The sequence below is a fragment of the Neglectibacter sp. X4 genome, from assembly GCF_009917365.1.
GTDB lineage: Bacteria > Bacillota > Clostridia > Oscillospirales > Acutalibacteraceae > Acutalibacter.
Window position 1 is genome coordinate 47647 of the sequence record NZ_QWLE01000007.1, and the last position, 19927, is coordinate 67573.

Sequence of the window (19927 nt, forward strand, 5' to 3'; positions counted from 1 at the left end):
TAAGGATGGTTTAAAAATGGAATATGAATTCGATTCAAGGGGGGCAGAGGGCAGCTCTGCCCTTATCGCCATTGTAGGGCGGCCCAATGTGGGCAAGTCCTCCCTTCTCAACCGGCTTATCGGGGAGAAAATCGCCATTGTCTCCCCAAAGCCCCAAACCACCCGCACCCGCATTATGGGCGTGCTGACAGTGGAGGGGGATCAACTGGTGTTTATGGACACCCCGGGCCTCTTAAAGCCCCGGAACTCCCTGGGGGATTTTATGGTGAAATCTGTCACCAGCACAGTGGATGGGGTGGATGCCTGCCTGCTGGTGACAGAGGCAGGGGCACCTGTGTCCAAGGCGGACGAGGAGCTGATAAAGCGCTTTCGCGCAGCCGGGGTGCCCGCTGTGCTGGCAATCAACAAAATCGACCTTTTGGAGGACAAGACCCGGCTGATGGCCCAGATTGCCGGCTACAGCCAGCTTTATAATTTCCGGGCCGTAGTGCCTGTCTCCGCCCGGGACGGCAGCGGCATGGAGGCCCTGCTTTCCGAGCTGCGGGGCCTTACAGCCCCTGGGGGCTGGCTTTTCTCTGAGGACACCCTCACCGACCAGCCGGAGCAGGTGATTGCGGCAGAGCTGGTGCGGGAAAAAGTGCTGCGGCTTTTTGAGCAGGAGGTGCCCCATGGGGTGGCTGCCGTTACGGAGCACATGGAGGAGGAAGGGGACTTGCTCACCCTCCACGTGACGATTTTTTGCGAGAAGCAGAGCCATAAGGGAATGCTTATTGGCAAGGGCGGGCAGATGCTGAAGAAAATCGGTACCATGGCCCGGGGAGACTTGGAAAAATTTTTCGGCTGCAAGGTGAATTTGCAGCTTTGGGTGAAGGTGAAGGAGGACTGGCGGCAGAGGCCCCAAACCCTCCAAAGCCTGGGCTTCTCCCAGCAGAACCTGGAACTTTAAGAATGGAGTCCTAAGCACAAACCGGGCGCGGATTCTGCCGGAGCCTGTCGAACAAAGATATTTTTTCCTTTCATAGCAGGCGCAAAGCTGCAAATACTTTTTGTGCAAAGCAATTTGGATGTGTTCCTATAAAGCCCAACTTATAGGAACACATCCTGCGCAGAAACCTGCGCCGGAAGGAGGAAGCCTTTGTGGACGAGAAACAGGCATGGGTATGCTTTGCCCATTCGGGGAAGATAGAGGATTACATCCGGTATGCACAGCTTAAGAACCGGGCAGGAGAAGGACAGTGCATGGCACAGGAGGGACAGCGTGCAGGTAAAAACCCAGGGGCTTATCATCCGGGAACAGCCGGTAGGGGAGAGTGACCGGCTGGTTACCGTGCTTACAAAGGACGAAGGCGTGGTGCGGGCCTTTGCCCGGCGGGCCAAAAGCCTGAAAGACAGCAAAAATGCCGCTACAGGCCTTTTGTGCTATTCCCGCCTGAACCTGTATAAGGGGCGGGAAAAATACATAATCAACGACGCCTTCCCCATCGAGGTGTTTTTCGGCCTGCGGAAGGACATCACCGCCCTGGCCCTGGGGCAGTATTTCTGCTCCCTGGCGGCGGAACTGGTGCCCGAAGGGGTGGAGAGCGAAGCCTATCTGCGGCTGGTGCTCAACGCCCTGCATTTTTTGTGCGAGGGCACAAAGCCCCAGGTTCTTTTAAAGCCCATTGTGGAGCTGCGGATGCTCTCTGTGGCGGGGTTTATGCCGGATCTGGTGGGATGCTCCCGCTGCGGGGCCTATGAGGCCGACCCTATGGCCTTCCAGGTGCAGGAGGGGAATATTTGCTGCAAGGCCTGCGGGGGGGAAGGGTACCTGCTCTCCCCGGCGGCGCTGACCGCCATGCGGCACATCATCTACACGGATTTTGAAAAGCTTTTTTCCTTCAGCCTCTCAGAGGGGGCGGCAAAGGAGCTTGGGGAGACTGTGGAGGCCTATACCGTGCAGGTGCTGCAAAAAAGGCCCCAGACCTTGGATTTTTATAACAGCTTGCGGTAGGCTTTAAGGAGGCAGACATATGCTGAAAAAATATTTGCAGGAGGGCTGTACGATCAAGGTGATTGGGGACAGCCTTGCCGCGGGTTCGGGCAGTTCCGGCATGGTGCAGACCGGGGAACTGATTTTTGCCGACGCCATAGGCGCTTATTACCGCCGGGAGGCCCCCAGAAGCTGGTGGGGCCTGCTGCAAAAATACCTGCAGGAGCGGTATCCCAAAAGCAGGGTGGAAAACCGGGGCTGCGGCGGGGCCTTTTCCTGCCAGATTGCAGAACAGCTTCCCCGGCTGGTTTCTCCGGAGGATCAGGTGGTGCTCCTGCTTTTCGGGGTGAATGACCGCAAGCGCCCAGAGGGCATGGAGGAGCTTGCCCGCAACGCCCCGGCTGTGCTGGAAAAGCTGGCGGCCCAGGGCAAATACGCGGTGTTGCTGACCCCTACTCCCTCCACGGCGGAAAACGAATATCTGCCCAACCGCCTGCACCATACGCCCCAGGTGGTGGAAATCCTGCGGGAAGCGGCGGGGAAGGCCCACGTGCCCCTGGTAGATCTGTACGGGGACACACAAGCGTACTTACAGGCCAATGGGCTTATTATAGACGATATTATTTTCGGGGAGGGCTGTAAAAACGACGGCCTGCATCCCGGAGACTTTTTGCAAAAGCTGATGTTTGAAAGCGTTGTGAAGACGCTGGGAATTTAGGAGAAAATATGGACAAAAATTACTGGGCCTTAGAGCTTGATAAAATTTTAGAGATGGTGGCTAAGGAAACCACCTGTGAGGACGGCGAGGCCTTGGCACGCTCCATAAAGCCCGCGTACACCCCGGGGGAGGTGCGCAGGCTTTTGGAGGAGACGGACGCGGCCTTTGTGCTCATGGCAAAGTTTGGCGCGCCCTCCTTTACCGGCATGAAGAACGTGACAAACGCCCTGCGCCGGGCACAGGCAGGGGGCGGCCTGGGGCTGCGGGAGCTGCTGGACATTGGCGGCACCTTGCGGGCCATCCGCTCTTTGCAGCAGTGGCACAGCAAAAACGCCGGAATGCACACAGTGCTTTCTCCCCGGTTTGACATTTTAGCGCCCAACAAGCGCCTGGAGGAAAAGATTTTTACCTGCATCCAAAGCGAGGAAGAGGTGGCGGATGCCGCTTCCCCGGCCCTTGCCGCCATCCGCCGGAAGATCCGGGGTGCGGCTGTGCGGGTGCGGGAGCAGCTTGACAAGCTTATCCACTCCCAAACCCACCAGAAGCACCTGCAGGAGGCCATTGTCACCCAGCGGAGCGGGCGGTACGTGGTGCCTGTAAAGGCGGAGTTCAGAGGGGAGGTGCCGGGCCTTGTCCACGACACCTCTGCCAGCGGGCAGACTGTGTTTGTGGAGCCTATGAGCGTGGTGGAGCTGAACAATGAAATCCGGGTGCTGCGGTCTGACGAGCAGGAGGAAATCAGCCGCATCCTGCTGGAGCTTTCTGGGGAGGCCGGGGACTTTGCCGACTCCCTCATTGAAAGCTACCAGTTTGCTGTGCAGTTAAACGTGATTTTCGCCAAGGCACAGCTTGCTTACCGCATGAAGGCTGTGGTGCCGGAAATTGACGAAAAGGGCCGGACAGACCTGCACAGCGCCCGCCATCCCTTGATAGCTAAGGAGAAGGTGGTGCCCACAGACATCGCCCTGGGGCAGGATTTCGACGCCCTGATTATCACAGGCCCCAACACAGGCGGCAAAACCGTGGCCCTGAAAACTCTGGGGCTTTTAACCCTGATGGCTATGTGCGGGCTGATGATCCCCGCCGGGGAGGGCAGCCGCCTGCCTGTGTACAGGCACATCCTGGCGGATATCGGAGACGAGCAGAGCATTGAGCAGAGCCTTTCCACCTTTTCCGCCCACATGGTGAATATCATCCGCATTCTGGACGTGGCAGACGGGGAAAGCCTGGTGCTTTTGGACGAGCTGGGGGCGGGTACGGATCCGGTGGAGGGGGCGGCCCTGGCTACCGCCATCATTGAGGAACTGCGGCGCAAAGGCGTGCGCCTGGCCTGCACCACCCATTACGCAGAGCTGAAAAGCTATGCCCTGCAGACGGACGGCGTGGAAAATGCCTGCTGCGAATTTGACGTGGAAAGCCTGCGGCCCACCTACAGGCTGCTTATCGGCGTGCCGGGGAAATCCAACGCCTTTGCCATCTCCCGCCGCCTGGGGCTGGAGGGGCGCATTGTAGACCGGGCCGGAGAGCTGGTGAACGAGGAAAACAGCTCCTTCGAGCAGGTGATAGAGCGGCTGGAGGAGCGCCGCCGGGAAATGGAAAACGAACTGGAGGCCGCCCGGAAGGCGGCCCGGCAGGCCCGGGAAACCATGCGCCAAAGCGAGGCCCGGCAGGCGGAGGCAGGCCAGCGGGCCAAGCGGGAAATCGACCAGGCCCGGGAAGAGGCTTCCCGGATTGTGCAAAAAACGCGCCAGCAGGCCGACGCCCTCCTAAACGAGCTGGACGAGCTGCGCCGCCAGCAGAACAAGGCCCTTTCCGCAGAGCAGAAGGCAAGGCTGCGCTCTGGCCTGCGGGAGCTGGAATCCTCTGCGGATCCAGTGCGCAAGCGGCGCAGGGATGACTACCAGCTTCCCAGGGAACTGCGGCCTGGGGACAGCGTGGTGATTTTCGATATCGACAAGGCCGCCACTGTGCTGGAGGCCCCCAAGGACGGGCAGGTGCTGGTGCAGGCGGGCATTATCAAAACCCGGGTGCAGGTGGAAAACCTGCGGCTTTCCGGGGAGGGCCAGAAGGCCAAGGCAAAGCCGGGGCGCTCTGTTACAAAAAATGTCTCCGCGCCGGAAATTGCCACCAGCCTGGATTTGCGGGGCATGAACGTGGAGGAGGGCCTGATGGAGGTGGACGCCTTCCTGGACAGGGCGGCCCGCTCCCATGTGCCCCAGGTGACCATCATACACGGCAAGGGCACCGGAGTGCTCCGGGCCGCTGTGCAGCAGCATTTGCGCCGCTGCTCCCAGGTGAAAAGCTTCCGGCTGGGCGCCTTTGGCGAGGGCGAAAGCGGCGTAACCGTGGTGGAAATGAAATAAGCAGCCGCTATCCCATACAAAAAGCACGCCTTTTCATAAGGCGTGCTTTTTTGCTGCGGGAAAACCGTTACCGGCTCTCCCTGTCCATGTTCACCACCACCCGGTAGGAGGGGTCAAGGCCTTCCACAGCCCCGCAGATGGCTTTCCTGATTTCTCCGTCCGGCTTTTCCAGGGAAAAGGGCACTGCCGCGTCAAAGACAATGTTGGAGTGGGTGACGCCCCACACCACCCGGAAGTCGTGGATGGAAGCTTCCGGGCAGGCCAAGGCCACCACCTCCCGCACCTGCTCCTTTAAGCCGTTGGTGCGGGGATCCCCTGTCACCACAGGATCCAGATGGATAACCAGGTGGATTCCCTCCTGCTTCAGAAAATCCCGCTCGATGTTGTCGATAATGTCGTGGCTGATAAGGATGTCTGTTTCCGCCGGCACCTCGCAGTGGACAGAAGCGAAGCATTGGCCTGCCCCATAGTTGTGTACGGTCAAATCATGCAGCCCGATAACCCCTTCATAGGACAGGATACGGGTGTAAATAGACTTCACTAGTTCCGGATCCGGGGCCATGCCCAGCAGGGGGTTCCCGGTTTCCAGAATTAGCCGCACGCCGGAAACTGTAATGAACACCGCCACCAGCAGCCCCAAAAAGCCGTCCAGGTTATAGCCGCTCACCTGGGTGATAACCGCCCCCAGCAGCACTGCCAGGGTGGAAATCACATCGTTGCGGCTGTCGTCTCCTGTGGCGCACAGGGCCTCGCTGCGGAGCTTTTTCCCCACAGTTTTGTAGAAAAGGCACTGCCACAATTTCAAGAGGACGGAGAAAACCAGGATGCCCAGGGTGAGGGGCGTAAACGTGGTGCCCTCTGGTTCCCGGATTTTGCCGATGGAGGTGAACCCAAGCTGCAGGCCTAAAAACAACACGATAAAGGACACGGTTACCCCGCAGAGGTATTCCATCCGGGCATGGCCAAAGGGATGCTTTTCATCCGCAGGCTTTCCCGCCAGCCGGAAGCCCACCAGCATGATGATGGAGGAGCCGGAGTCGGTCAGGTTGTTCACAGCGTCCGCCAGCACGCCTACGCTATGGGACAAAAGCCCAGCCAGCAGCTTCACCGCGAATAAAAGCAGGTTGGTGGCAACCCCCACAGCCCCGGCTGCCTTTCCTGCGTCCTGCCGCACCTGGGGGTTGTCAAACTGCCCATAGCCTCTCACCAAAAATCCCATAAAGCTGTCCATACCCTGTCTCCTTTTCCAAAAAGCGCCTGCTGACATCCTATGCGCTTTATACCAAAATATTCCCTCCAGCGCAGTCGATAGCCACCAGCAGGGGGAAATCCTTTAACACCAGCCGTTTTACAGACTCACAGCCCAAGTCTTCAAAGGCAATCACTTCCGCGCTTTCAATGCACCGGGCCGCCAAGGCTCCGGCCCCGCCAATAGCGCACAGGTATACCGCGCCGTTTCGCTCTATAGCCCGGCAGACCTCTTCGCTGCGCTTGCCCTTGCCAATCATGCAGGCAAGGCCCAAATCCAGCAGCCGGGGGGTGTAGGGATCCATCCGGCTGCTGGTGGTTGGCCCGCAGGATCCGATGGGAAGCCCCTCCGGGGCGGGGGTCGGCCCCGCATAGTAGATGGACGCGCCCTTTATGGGATAGGGCGGCTCTTCCCCCCTGTCCAGCATTTCGCAGATGCGTTTGTGGGCCGCGTCCCGGCTGGTGTAAGCCACCCCGGAGAGCAGCACCCGCTGCCCTGCCCGCAGGGTGCGGGCCTTTTCCGGCAGATCTTTTGTGTCAAGCCTGATATCTTCCATAGGTTCTCTCCCTCTGTTGTTTTCTTTATCCAACTGTTTTATAGTTAACACATTTCAAAAGAGGTACTACATCTCTTTTGAATTGAGTGGCGTAGCTGCCCAGTTTGAAAATCGGGATATTCCGATTTTCAAGTGTGTTTACTATATAGCCCCTGCAGAAAGTTCCCGCAGCCATGCTGTAAGATAAACTCTATGACGTTTTTCCTCTTTCTGGCCTTTTCCATCAGCCCGGCAGGATATTCGGCAAAGCAATCCGGCCCCCGCTTCGTAATGGCATTAAGTTTTTGCAGCAGGACTGTGTCCCTCTGCTTCCGCTGTGCATCCTCCGGCGGATACCCGCAGCCAAAGGCCCCGTCAAACAGCTTCTCCAGGGTAAGTTCCAGGTTCAATTCCCCCAGCCAGCCAAAGCCCAGCCCCAGGGGCAGGGAGGCGGCATTCCCTCCGTTAATCCGCCCGAAAAGGAACGCGTCCTGGGGTGTGGGCACGTAACCGCACAGCACACCGGGCAGGCTGTTGCAACAGAGCATCATTCCCTGGCCGGAGGAGCACCCAGTCACCACAAAGTCCACTGCCCCAGAGCACAGAAGCAAGCTTATCAGCACCCCTGTTTCCACATAGGAATATGTCTCGTCCTCCTCTGGGAATATCCCAAAGTTTACCGCCTCATGGCCCCGCTTTTCTGCCGCCTGCCGGGTGCAGGCTTCAAGAAGCCTGTTTTTCTCCTTTTGAGAGCTTGCCTGTATCACGCCAACTTTCATATGCTTGCCTCCGGAAAAAGCGGCGGCCCCGCCTGTTCGGCTGCGGGGCCGCCTATGTATACTGTGTTTCTGCCGTTTACTTTTCCCAGAACAGTTCGATTTCCTCATTCACAGGACCCATAAAGAAAGCAATGCGGATGGGCTTGCCGCCCAACTCCAGATCCGCCGGCTCCTTGGTGACTTTATAGCCCTGTTCCCGCACCTTTGCAATAATCTCGTCCACTTTGTCGGTGGCAAAGGCGATGTGGGCCAAAGGCCCTCCGGCAGGGGTTTCCCTTTCGCCGCTTAAAATCTCCATGCAGGTATTGTCCCCGCAGGAAACCATCAGGCAGGGCCGGGCTTCGTCGCCCCATTTCATTTTGACTTCCATGCCCAGCAGGCCAGTGTACAGCTCCACAGTTTTCTGATACTGCTCCTCTGTAGGTTTCACCGCGATGTGGTGTACGCCGTTTAACATGCTCATGAAAAATTCCTCCCAAAACAGAATCGTGAAACTTGTTATAACAAAGGGATCGCACGCGGCGATCCCTTCCTATCAGGTTTTTACATAGGGCTTATTTCCGGTTGAAAATGGACATAATGTCCGTAAAGGTATCGTCATCGTCAATCACGGCCGGATCCACCCGAGGCTCTGCTGCGGAGCGCATGGGCACTGTGCGGGTGGGGGAAGAGGAGACAGGGGCCGGGGCAGGAGCCGCCGCGGGGTTGCCCCCCAGGAAATCCTCGTCCAAATCCAAGTCCAAAGCGGGCTTGGGACGTTCGCCGTTCATGCCGTCAAAGCCTGTGGCAATAACAGTGACGTTCATCTCGTCGTCCATGCTCTCGTCAAAGGTAGCGCCCCAGATAATATTGGCGCTTTCGTGGGCGCGCTCGGTGACAATCTGGGAAGCGGTGTCGATTTCGTCCAAAGCAATGTCGGGGGAGGAGGTGATGTTGATGATAACACCCTTGGCCCCGGAAATCTTTGTTTCCAGCAGGGGGCTGGAGATGGCGGCCATGGCAGCCTGGGCGGCCTTGTCCTTGCCGCCGGCATGGCCTGTGCCCATGTGGGCATAGCCTGCGTTCTGCATAACAGACTTCACGTCCTCGAAGTCCAGGTTTACAATGCCGGGAAGCTGTATCAGATCGGAAATGCTCTGCACGCCCTGGCGCAGCACATCATCGGCAATAATAAAGGCGTTTGCCAGGGTAATGCGCTCCTCGCTTACAAGCTTCAGGCGCTCGTTGGGGATAACCACCAGGGAGTCTACATGCTCCCGCAAAGCGGCAATGCCCTGCTCGGCCTGCTCCATGCGCCTGCGGCCCTCAAAGGCAAAGGGCTTTGTGACAATGCCTACCGTCAGCGCCCCCAGCTCCCGGGCAATGCGGGCCACAATGGGAGCCGCGCCTGTGCCGGTGCCGCCGCCCATGCCTGCCGTGATGAACACCATATCCGCGTCTTTTAAAACGTTTGTAATCAGTTCCCGGCTCTCCTCGGCAGCCTTCTCGCCAATTTCCGGCTTGGAGCCTGCGCCCCTGCCGCTTGTAAGCTTCTCGCCAAGCTGCACCTTCACAGAGGCCTGGGAGCGCTGCAGGGCCTGCTTGTCCGTATTCATGCACACCAGTTCCACGCTGCGCACCCCGGCGCTTGCAATGCGGTTGACGGCATTGCCGCCGCCGCCGCCCACACCTACAACTTTTATGGTCTGAGGGGTTTCGTCTAACAGGTTGTCAACTTCAAAAGGCATTTCATTTCCTCCTCGGCTTTTTCTCAAAAACATACCATTCGCACCCGGGTGCGTTATACTAAAAGCAGGCTGTTCGCCTTAACACAAAAGCCATTTACCCAGTTCTCTTGATATAATCTATCACTTTCATGGCGAAATTTCAAGGAAATTCTGCAAAAAAGCCCCCGGCCCTTTAGGAAAATTCAAAATCAGCACAATATGTAGTGGCGTATTATTTTTCACAACAAGGAAAAAAGCGCCGCAGGGGCAGTTTTCAATCAAATATAATAGCTTGGAGCTATTATACCATAAGCGCAAAGCGCGTTGGTATTTGCCCATCGCCCGTCTGACTGGAGGGAAGAACTGGGCGGGGCAATTTCAATCAAGTATAATAGCCTGTGGCTATTATACCATAACCTTATCCGGAGTTCCCGATACCCCTGCGAAGCAGGGGGCGAACGCTGTGCGCGAGAGGGATACTCCCAAGTGTTCGTCAGAACACATTATACCATGAATCTCCCCGTCCTGCAAGGGACGAAGGCCATTTTGCCAAAAAGTTTCAGGATTTCCTTTTGCCCCCTGGCCCTTTCCCGGCGTCCGGGCACTCCCTCTGCCGGATCCCCTTGACAGAGCCTCCTGCAAATGATACACTTTTCCTGTTTGAAAGCCGGTGCTGTTCGGTGCCGGAGAAAATGGGGGATGATTTTTTTGAAAGAGAAAAACCAGGCCTTGGGGGAAAAGCTTTCCCTGCGGGAAACAGTTTCCTACGGGCTGGGAGACTTGGCCTGCAGCATGGTGTTTAACTTCATGGCCTCTTACCTGCTGTATTTTTACACAGACGTGGCCGGGGTGGGGGTGGCGGCGGCCGGGACTGCCATGAGCGCCGCCCGGCTGATAGACGCCTTTGCAAACCCAGTGGTGGGGGTGCTCAGCGACAAAACCCACACCAAATGGGGGAAACTGCGGCCCTACCTGCTGTTTTCCGCCATACCCCTGGCCATTTCCGTGCTGCTGATGTTCCTCTGCTCCTGGGTGCCGGGGCCTGGCAAGGGGATATTTGCCCTTCTTACATACACTTTCTTCTGCCTGATGTATACGGTGTGCAACGTGCCCTACACCGCCATGATGCCCAACCTTTCCGAAGACCCGGCCCAGCGGGCGCGGCTGAACCTGTCAAAGTTCGTCTGCATCTCCGCGGGCACCTTCCTGTCTATGGGCCTTGCCCTGCCCCTCATCGATCTTTTCGGCAGGGGGGACGAGCGCCGGGGCTTTGTGGGCATTTCCCTTTTGTTCTCCGCCATTATCATCGTCCTGGTGCTGGTGTGCTTTTTCAACACCCGGGAGCGGGTGCAGCCTCCGCCTGTGGCCTTTTCCCTTGGCATCCTGGGGGAAACGGTGAAAAAAAGCCGCCCTGCCGTTATCTGCTGCTGTGCCCAGCTTTTCTTCTATCTTGCCACTGTCACCCGCAATTCCACCGCTCTCTATTACGCGAAATACTGCCTGGGAGACGCTTCCTTTGCGAGCCTCCTGCTGGCGGTGGGGTCTTTCACCACCTTTGCCGTCTGCTTCCTGGTGCCGGCTGCCACAGCCCGGATGAAAAAGCGCACCTTTACCCTTTGCGGCTATGGCCTTTTCGTGGCGGGAAGCCTGCTGGTGTACCTGGCCGGGGGGAACCTTACCGCTGTGTTCCTGTGCAATATCTTGGCAAACCTGGGGGCCAGCATGTCCAACGGCGTTTCCTTCCTCATCCTGGGGGAGGCCATCGACCACTCTGAATATGTTACCGGAACCCGCCAGCAGGGGCTGCTCACCTCCATGTCCATGTTCATGGTGAAAATCGGGGTGGTGCTTTCCAGCGTGGTTTCTGCCTTTATCCTGGACGCAGGCGGCTATGTCCCGGATATGGCCCAGACAGGTCCGGCCCTGCTGGCCATCAAAATAAACTTTATTTTCCTGCCCTGCATCGCTGCCCTTGCCTGCGTGGCCCTCTATCTTTTCTACCGTCTGGACGACGAATATCCCGCCATCAACGCCGCCCTGCGGGAGAAGCACCGGCAGGCGTAACAGCGCCCAACCCCCGCCCATCCCGGCGGGGGTTTCTCCTTTCACACACTTTTTTCTTGAATTTGCCGCCCTTTTGCAGTATACTATAGGTCAACACCTCAATTACAGAAAGGCGGGATTTGTTCTGGCCGCTCTTTTACAAAAATACCGGGAGGTCATCCTCTATGTATTCTTCGGGGGCCTCACCACTGTGGTAAACTGGGTGTCTTACTGGTTTTTGGCGGATATCCTCCATGCCGGCTACCTGTGGGCAACCGTCATAGCCCAGGGGCTTTCCATCCTTTTTGCCTACGTGACAAACCGCAAATGGGTTTTTGAAAGCCAGGCCCGGGGCTTTAGGGGGATACTGGGGGAGATGCTCCGGTTTTTCGGGGCCAGGGCTTTGTCCTTTTTCCTGGATGTGGGCTGCATGTACGCGGGGGTGGATCTCCTGCGCATAAACGACAAATTTATGAAGCTGCTTTCCAATGTTATCATTGTTATTGTAAACTATGTGTTCAGCAAACTCTTTGTGTTCCGCCGCCGGCAGGGGGCGGGCAAAGCGTAACCGGGTTATGCGGAAGGAGGCCCTATGGCGAAACAGGTAAAAAGCAAGGATCAGGCATTTGAGGATATGTCCAGCTATTCTTCCTCGAAAGAATATAAAAAACGGCGGAAAAACCGGCGGGGCCGGACAGTGGCAAAAAGCCTTTTCGGGGTGCTGTGCGTGCTGATGATCCTTCTGGGCACAGGCTCCATGTACATTTCCACAGAGCTTATCGGGGACTTGACCACCACCACCATCACCAAGGACAAGGACGCCCTGGGCATACAGGAAAGCGCCATCCTGGACAACAGCATTAAGAATATCGCCCTGTTCGGGCTGGATTCCCGCACCAGCGAGTTTAAAGGCCAGTCGGACGTTATTATGATTTTGACGGTGGACAACCGCCACCACTCCATCAAGATGACCTCCATCATGCGGGACACCCGGGTGCCCATTGAGGGCCAGGGCTTTGAGCAGTATATTGACGGCTGGGACACCAAGATAAACGCCGCCTATGCTTACGGCGGGCCGGAGCTTGCCATCCGCACCCTGAACCAGCATTTTGGCCTGGATATAGAGGATTATGTCACCATCAACTTTGTGAACATGGCCGCCATTGTGGACGCGTTCGGCGGGGTGGAGCTGGAGGTGACCGGGGAGGAAATGGCCCAGGTGAACCTGAACCTGACAAACCTCACCCTGGAGGTGCAGGTGCAGCAGGAGCGGGATCTGGCGGCAGGGATGTATAATGATCTGTATTATCCGGAAATCACCAAAGAGGACTATTTCAAAGACGCCTACGGCAGCCCCGATTTTAACAGCACCAGCTTCCAGGGCGGGAAATATCTCTTAAACGGCAACCAGGCTGTGGCCTATGGGCGCATCCGCAACCTCGGTTCCGACTATGTCCGGGTGGCCCGGCAGCAGAAGGTGTTCGCGGCCCTTGTCCAGCGGCTGAAAAATATCAGTTTCACCGAATATCCCGGCCTTATCAAGCAGATGATGCCCTATTGCGAGACAAACCTCTCTTTGGACGACATTATAGGCATGGCCCCCATTCTCACAAGCTCTTTTGACGTCCAGTCCATCACTGTGCCCGATGTGGAATATGAAACCGACCTTTACGACGGGCCTGTGGAGGAAGGCGGGGAGCAGGTATATTACCTGATTTATGACGTGACAAATGCGGCCCAGCGGGTCAGCGCTTTCATTTATGAGGAAGGCTCCCCCTATTGGGACGAGTATGGCAGCACTGCCGACAGCGAGGTGGGTGAGAAGGCCTCCCAGCAATAAAGGACGCCGGAAGCGGAATGCGGGAACGTGAAAAGAAAGGGAAGGCGGGGGATTCGCCCCCGTCCAGGGAATGCCATGAGTGAAAGGAACACAGGACGCGCCCCTGCTGGAAGGCATGGCCCGCCCCGGCGGACAGGATCCCGGGGCAGCAGGCCTCCCCAGCGCAGGCGGGAGCCTTTGCGGGACAATTACTATTACGAGGAGCCGCCCCGCAGCCGGGGCGGGCGGGCCGCGCCTCAAAGCTTTGAGGACATCTCCAGCTATTCCTCCCCTGGCAGGCGGCGGGCAGACCAGCTTGCGGCCCGTCGGCCCAGAAGGAAGCCGGGAGGGGGAAAGCGCGCCTTTAAAACGGTGCTGCTGCTCTTTGCCCTGCTGGTTCTGGCAGGGGGCCTGTACGTCTTTGGCTACATGCTCAGCGGCCTGACCATGACCAGCCTCACAAAGGACAAGGACGCTTTGGGCATAGCCCCGGGCACCTTTACAGATTCCTCCATTAAAAATATTGCTCTGTTCGGCCTGGACGCCAGGGAGGACGAAAACACAGGCCGCTCAGACGCTTTGATGGTGCTCTCTGTAGACAGCAAGCACCACAAGCTGAAGCTTACCTCCATCCTGCGGGATTCCCAGGTGTATATCGACGGCTATGGCTATGACAAAATTACCCATGCCTATGCCTATGGCGGCCCGGAGCTGGCTGTGCGTACCCTGAACCAGAACTATCACCTGGACATCGAAAATTATGTGACGGTAAACTTTGTGGAGATGGCGAAAATTGTGGACGCGTTCGGCGGGGTGCGGCTGACTGTCAGCGAGGCCGAACGGGTGGAAATTAACAACAACTTATACTATCTTTCTGTAGAATCAGCAGACGCGGATATCCAGAACAGCGACTATTTAAACGAAACCGGCGAACTGCTGCTAAACGGCAAGCAGGCTGTGTCCTATGCCCGCATCCGCCACCTGGAAGGGGGCGACGACATGCGGGCCGGGCGGCAGCAGATTGTGCTGCAGGCCCTCATCCAGCAGCTCAAGGGCAAAAGCAAGCTGGCCTATCCTGCGCTGGTGCACAATGTGGTGCCCATGTGCGAAACCTCCTTAGGATACCTGGACATGATGGGCCTTGCGCCCTTCCTTTTGACAGACTTCACCATGGAAACCCTCACCGTCCCCGGCCAGGAAGAAAACGCCTATGGGGACTTTAACGAAAACGGCGCCTGGGTGTACCTCTATGATGTAGAGGCAGCCGCGGCTCACATCAGCCGGTTTATCTATGAATGACGGAAAGGAAGCAGATAGTGTGAAAAATACGAAAGAAAGGAACGATACCGTGCACAAAAAGCCAGGTTTTCAAGGGCTTTTGTGCGAATTCTGTATCGCATGGCGATTATTATGAGCGAACCAGTATTAGTAGTGATGGCTGCGGGCATGGGCAGCCGGTACGGCGGCCTGAAGCAGATTGAACCTGTGGGGGCCTGCGGGGAGAAGATTATTGACTATTCCATTTTCGACGCCCGCCGGGCTGGATTTAAGAAAGCGGTTTTCATTATCAAGGAGGAACTGCGGCAGGATTTCGAGGAAGCTGTTTTCCAGAAAATGCGGGGCTATATGGACATCCAGGTGGTGTTCCAGAAACAGGAGGACATTCCGGAAGGCTTCTCTGTCCCCAAAGGCCGGGTAAAGCCCTGGGGCACAGGCCACGCGGCCCTCACCGCCGCCCGGGTGCTGGGGGACGCACCCTATGCCGTCATCAATGCCGACGATTTTTACGGCCAGGAAGCCTTTGGGAAAATATACAGTTTTCTGAAAACCGCCAAAGACGGGGAAAAGCTGGATTTCGCCATGGTGGGCTACCGCTTGGGCAACACTGTAACGGACAACGGCTACGTGTCCCGGGGGGTGTGCGAAACGGAAAACGGCCTGCTGCAAAACATTGTGGAGCGCACCCATATTGAAAAGCGCCCGGAGGGCATTGCCTTCACAGAGGATGGGGAAACCTGGCACAGCTTGTCCCCGGACGCGGTGGTTTCCATGAACGTGTGGGGCTTCACCCCTGGCTTCACCCCGGCGCTGGAGGAGGACTTCAAGCGCTTTTTCCGGGAGGACGTGCCGGGAAATCCGGAGAAGGCGGAAATCTATTTGCCCTTTGTGGTAAACTCCCTGCTGGAAGCAGGCCGCGCCCAGGTGCGCGTGCTGTCCTCTCAGGACAAATGGTATGGCGTGACCTATAAGGAGGATCGCCAAACCGTGGTGGAAGCCCTTGCCGCCATGACCGCCCAAGGGCAGTATCCCTCCCCCTTGTGGCAGGGAGCCTGTGAACAATGAGAAAGAAATAACGCCAGGCACAAAAGGCTGTTTTTGAAAGGCTTCGGGCACTGCCCGGGGCTTTTTCTTTTTGCGAAATTTATTTAGAAACCGTTTACAGAATATTCAAAAATTCACAGCCAAGTAAGTTTATACTTGATTCATTGTGGACTTTTCAAGAGTTTCCAGAAAGAGGAGAGATAGCATTGTTTTCCAGATTCAGCGTGAAAAAGCCCCTCACTGTGGTGGTGGGGGTTATCATCGCTATTGTGCTGGGGGCTGTGGCCTTTTCCCGCATGACCCCCGACCTGCTGCCCAACATCAACATGCCCTATGCGGTCATCATCACCGCCTATCCCGGGGCCTCCCCGGAGGAGGTGGAGCAGGAGGTGACAAAGCCCATTGAGCAGGCCATGGCCACGCTGGATCACCTGGACAGCGTCACCTCTGTTTCCCGGGAAAATGCCTCTCAGGTGATGCTGGCCCTCACCGACGACGCTAACATGGACACGCTTACCTCGGAAATCCGGGAGAAGCTAAACGGCGTTTCCGGCGGCTGGGCCGACACAGTGGGCACCCCCTACATCATGAAAATAAATCCCAACATGCTGCCTGTAGCTGTAGCCGCAGTGGAGATGGAGGGCATGGACAACATGGCCCTGACAAACCTGCTGGACACAGAGCTGCTGGTGAAGCTGGAGGGCATTGAGGGCGTGGCCAGCGTCAGCGTCAGCGGCAACGTGCAGGAAAGCGTGGAGGTAAGGCTGCGGCAGGATAAGATTGACGAGGTAAACCGCCGAATTCGGGAGAAGCTGGAGGGCACCTTTGCAGACGCGGAAGCCGAGCTGACAGAGAAAAGCGATGAGGTGGAAAAGGGCCTGGAGGAAAGCCGGGAGCAGGCCGCAGAGCTTGACCGCCAGCAGGCCCAGCTTCAGCAGGGCCAGAGCCAGCTTACCCAGCAGGGCGCCCAGGCCCAGGGTCAGCTTATCTCTAAAAAGGTGGAAATTGAAACAGCCAAGGCCCAGTTGCAGGCCCAGCTTGCCACGCTGGCAGACTCGGAAAAAACGCTGCTGGAAACCCAGTCCCAACTGCAGGGCCTGTGGGACACCCTCCAGGGGCTTACCCAGCAGGTGCAGGCCCTGGACGAGGCTGTAGCCGGCTTGCAGCAGGCCGCAGCGGCCTATGCCGTTTTAACAGAGCAAAAGGCGGCCCTGGAGTCCCAGCTTGCGGCGGCTGTGCCGGGAAGCCCGGAGGCAGAGGAGCTGCAGGGGCAAATCGCCCAGATAGAGTCCCAGCTTGGGGCGCTGGACGCTACCCTTTCCGGTTTCGGGACAACCATAGAGGGCGCCCCTGCCAAAATCGCGGAGCTGCAAAGCGCCCGGGAGGCCGCCGCCAAAGCCCTGGAGGAGGCCCGGGCCGCCATTGCCGCCACCGGGGTAAACCCCGACTCCATTGGCGCTTCCCTGGAGGAGGTGAAGGCAAACCTCTCGAAGGTGCAGTCGGGAAAGGCAGCTATGGAGCAAACCCTCTCCCAGCTAAACGCCGGAAGCATCACAGTGGATCAGGCCCTTTCAGAGCTTTCCCGCCAGCAGACCAGCGGCATTATGCAGATAAGTGCCGGGCTTTCCCAAATTATGGCGGGAAAGTCTGCCATCACCTCCGCCCAAAGCCAGTTAGACGCTGCAAAAGAACAGATACAGTCTGCCACTGAGGACTTTGAGGCCCAGAAGAAGGCGGCTTTTGAAAGCGCCAAAATAGAGCTTACCATGGACATGGTGTCCCAAATCCTCAGCGCCCAGCACTTTTCCATGCCCGCCGGGTATATTGAAACAGAGGGAGAGCAGTGCCTGGTGCGGGTGGGCAATAAGCTTTCAGACATGGACGAGCTGAAAGCCCTGGTGCTCTTTGACACCGGGGAGGACGCCATCGGCCCCGTTACCCTGTCGGACGTGGCGGAGGTGAGCCTTCAGAACAACGCCGGGGAGGTGTATGCCAAGGTGAACGGGCAGGACGCTTTGGCCCTGTCCTTTACAAAGCAGTCGGCAACTTCCACTGCCCAGGTGTCGAAAAACATCCAGAAGCGCTTTTCAGAGCTTTCCGGAAAGTATGAGGGCCTCTCCTTCACCATGCTTTCCGACCAGGGGGATTACATCTACATTGTGGTAGACACTGTCCTGCAAAACCTGGTGCTGGGGGCGGCCCTGGCTGTGCTCATCCTGCTCCTCTTTTTAAAGGATCTGCGCCCCACCCTGGCAGTGGCCTGCTCCATCCCCATCTCCCTGCTGGTGGCCATTGTGCTCATGTATTTCTCCGGCGTCACCTTAAACGTCATCTCCCTGTCCGGCCTGGCAGTAGGGGTGGGTATGCTGGTGGACAACTCTGTGGTGGTCATTGAAAACATCTTCCGTCTGCGCACAGAGGGAGTGCCTGCGGCAAAAGCCTCTGTCCAGGGGGCTGTGCAGGTGACAGGGGCCATCATCGCCTCCACCCTCACCACCATCTGTGTGTTTTTGCCCATCGTCTTTGTAGAGGGTGTTACCCGCCAGCTTTTCACCGACATGGCCCTCACCATTGGCTATTCCCTTCTCGCCAGCCTCTTTGTAGCCATCACCCTGGTGCCAGCCCTCACCTCCGCCACCCTGAAAAAGGGGAAAATCCGGGAAAGCCGGCTGTTCGACGGCCTTCTCCGGGGCTATGGCAGGCTTGCCGCCGCCTCCCTGAACCACAAGTGGATTGTCCTCACCCTGTCCGTGGTGCTGCTGGGTTCCAGCGTGTGGCTGGCTTTAAGCCGGGGCTTCCTGTTCATGCCCTCCATGAGCGGCACCCAGCTCAGCGTCACCGTCACCCCCGCAGACGAGGAAGCCTCTTTCCAGGATAAAACCGCCCTGTACGACGCGGTGGCAGAGCGCATTACCGGCCTTGCAGGCATAAAAACAGTGGGCGCCCTTTCCTCCGGCAGCGACGGGGGCGGGCTGCTCGGCATGATGGGGGGCGGGGGCAGCGACATCTCCATGTATGCCCTGCTGGATGAAGATGCCGGCGTAAAGGACAAGGAGCTTGCAAAGCAGATAGAGGAAGCCTGCAAAGACCTGGACTGTGAGGTTTCCGCCCAAGGCTCCATGGATATGTCCTCTGCCATGTCCTCTTTAAGCGGCTCCGGGGTAGAGATTAAGCTTTACGGCGAGGACATGGACAGCCTGATGGAAACGGCGGAAGAGCTTGCGGCAGATCTCTCTGCCCTGGAAGGGGTGCAGGCCGCTGAAACAGGCCTGGAGGAAGCCGCGCCGGAGCTGCGCATTGTGGTGGACAAAAACAAGGCCATGGCGGAGGGGTTCACGGTAGCCCAGGTGTACCAGAGCGTGCGGGCCGCCATTACGGAATCCGCCACAGCCGCCTCCATGGACATAGGCGGCATTTCCGAGGACGTGCTGGTGATCCACCCCAAGGAGGGGGAGATGCATTCCTCCTATGTGAAGGGCCTCACCCTTACAGCCACAGACCGCAAAACCGGGGAAACCCGGCAGGTGCCCCTTATCCAGGTGGCCTCCTTTGAAGACCGCCAAAGCCTTTCCTCCATCCACCGGGAAAACCAGAAGCGGGTGCTCACCCTCACTGCCCAAGTGGCAGAGGACCACAACGTCTCCCTGGTGGCCCGGGACGTGGAGCGCCTTTTAAAGGGCTACACGCCCCCAGAGGGCATTTCCCTGGAAATCACCGGGGAAAATGAAACCATTATGGAGGCCATGGAGCAGCTTGTATACATGGCGGCCCTGGCAATCCTCATTATCTACCTGATTATGGTCATCCAGTTCCAGTCCCTGCTGCTGCCCTTCATCGTCATGTTCACCATTCCCCTGGCCTTTACAGGCGGCTTTCTGGCCCTGTATCTCTGCGGCATGGAGGTCAGCGTGGTGTCTATGATAGGCTTTATCATGCTTTCCGGCATCATTGTCAATAACGGCATTGTACTTATCGACTATATCAACCAGCTCCGCTCTGCCGGGGTGACCCGCCGGGACGCCATTATACAGGCGGGCCGCACCCGCCTGCGCCCCATCCTGATGACCGTCCTCACCACCGTCCTGGGCCTTGTTTTTATGGCGGCGGGCAGCGGCACCGGGGCGGAGATGATGCAGCCTGTGGCCATTGTCTGCATCGGCGGCCTTCTGTACGCCACCCTTATGACCCTCTTTGTGGTGCCCGCCATGTACGAGCTGTTAAGCCGCCGGGAAATGCGCCACATTGACCTGGGCGAATGAACGCTCCTGGAAACACCCGGCTCGAAGGCCGAAAATGAAAGCACGCCTTGACATGGGCAAAATAGAGGAATATAATAGGAAACCCACCGCGTTTTTTGGTGGGTTTCATGTTTTTTAGTCCAAGGGGGCCAGGTGAAAAGAAAGAAGGCAGGCATGGCTGCGGCT

At 57.6% G+C, this 19927-nt stretch carries 15 protein-coding genes; 10 read left to right on the forward strand and 5 right to left on the reverse strand.

Translation table 11 applies throughout. The features are described from left to right. Nucleotides 1-16 precede the first annotated feature (16 nt). From era to D1841_RS05430, 4 genes are all read left to right on the forward strand, one after another. Nucleotides 17-946: a GTPase Era gene (gene era / locus D1841_RS05415; RefSeq protein WP_160642343.1), complete on the forward strand. Its 930-nt coding sequence runs from the start codon at nt 17-19 to the stop codon at nt 944-946. A gap of 255 nt (nt 947-1201) precedes the next feature. Then, nucleotides 1202-1990 (forward strand): DNA repair protein RecO, encoded by a 789-nt coding sequence (recO, locus tag D1841_RS05420; RefSeq protein ID WP_201751230.1) that lies wholly within the window; start codon nt 1202-1204, stop codon nt 1988-1990. A 19-nt stretch (nt 1991-2009) separates the two neighbouring features. Then, nucleotides 2010-2687 (forward strand): SGNH/GDSL hydrolase family protein, encoded by a 678-nt coding sequence (locus D1841_RS05425; protein ID WP_160642342.1) that lies wholly within the window; start codon nt 2010-2012, stop codon nt 2685-2687. A gap of 8 nt (nt 2688-2695) precedes the next feature. Further along, entirely contained in the window at nt 2696-5050 is a 2355-nt protein-coding gene (locus D1841_RS05430) for an endonuclease MutS2 (RefSeq protein ID WP_160642341.1), read from the forward strand. 67 nt (nt 5051-5117) lie between these two features. Here D1841_RS05430 and D1841_RS05435 read toward each other — a convergent pair whose 3' ends face one another. The 5 genes from D1841_RS05435 to ftsZ all read right to left on the reverse strand — a co-directional run bounded on the left by D1841_RS05435 (nt 5118) and on the right by ftsZ (nt 9340). Then, nucleotides 5118-6281, reverse strand: a complete 1164-nt coding sequence (locus D1841_RS05435; protein WP_160642340.1) for a cation diffusion facilitator family transporter — start codon at nt 6279-6281, stop codon at nt 5118-5120. 46 nt (nt 6282-6327) lie between these two features. After that, on the reverse strand, nt 6328-6888 hold the full coding sequence (locus D1841_RS05440) for a FumA C-terminus/TtdB family hydratase beta subunit (RefSeq protein ID WP_256376657.1): 561 nt from the start codon (nt 6886-6888) through the stop codon (nt 6328-6330). A 95-nt stretch (nt 6889-6983) separates the two neighbouring features. Beyond that, nucleotides 6984-7613, reverse strand: a complete 630-nt coding sequence (locus D1841_RS05445) for an RpiB/LacA/LacB family sugar-phosphate isomerase (RefSeq protein ID WP_160642338.1) — start codon at nt 7611-7613, stop codon at nt 6984-6986. Nucleotides 7614-7689: 76 nt separating this feature from the next. After that, nucleotides 7690-8076, reverse strand: a complete 387-nt coding sequence (locus D1841_RS05450) for a VOC family protein (protein ID WP_160642337.1) — start codon at nt 8074-8076, stop codon at nt 7690-7692. A 91-nt stretch (nt 8077-8167) separates the two neighbouring features. Further along, a complete protein-coding gene (ftsZ, locus tag D1841_RS05455) occupies nt 8168-9340 on the reverse strand; it encodes a cell division protein FtsZ (RefSeq protein ID WP_160642336.1) in 1173 nt (390 codons plus the stop codon). A 687-nt stretch (nt 9341-10027) separates the two neighbouring features. Here ftsZ and D1841_RS05460 point away from each other — a divergent pair. The 6 genes from D1841_RS05460 (at nt 10028) to D1841_RS05485 (ending at nt 19762) form a co-directional block, all read left to right on the forward strand. Continuing rightward, nucleotides 10028-11383 (forward strand): MFS transporter, encoded by a 1356-nt coding sequence (locus tag D1841_RS05460; protein WP_160642335.1) that lies wholly within the window; start codon nt 10028-10030, stop codon nt 11381-11383. 73 nt (nt 11384-11456) lie between these two features. Further along, nucleotides 11457-11930: a GtrA family protein gene (locus tag D1841_RS05465; protein ID WP_161879913.1), complete on the forward strand. Its 474-nt coding sequence runs from the start codon at nt 11457-11459 to the stop codon at nt 11928-11930. A 24-nt stretch (nt 11931-11954) separates the two neighbouring features. Beyond that, a complete protein-coding gene (locus D1841_RS05470) occupies nt 11955-13202 on the forward strand; it encodes an LCP family protein (protein ID WP_160642333.1) in 1248 nt (415 codons plus the stop codon). Nucleotides 13203-13277: 75 nt separating this feature from the next. Then, a complete protein-coding gene (locus D1841_RS05475; RefSeq protein WP_160642332.1) occupies nt 13278-14480 on the forward strand; it encodes an LCP family protein in 1203 nt (400 codons plus the stop codon). Nucleotides 14481-14591: 111 nt separating this feature from the next. Continuing rightward, entirely contained in the window at nt 14592-15524 is a 933-nt protein-coding gene (locus tag D1841_RS05480; protein ID WP_160642331.1) for a sugar phosphate nucleotidyltransferase, read from the forward strand. Between the two features lie 185 nt (nt 15525-15709). Continuing rightward, nucleotides 15710-19762 carry an efflux RND transporter permease subunit gene (locus tag D1841_RS05485; protein ID WP_160642330.1) on the forward strand — a complete coding sequence of 1351 codons (4053 nt, stop codon included), beginning with the start codon at nt 15710-15712 and terminating at the stop codon, nt 19760-19762. The last annotated feature ends 165 nt before the right edge of the window (nt 19763-19927 follow it).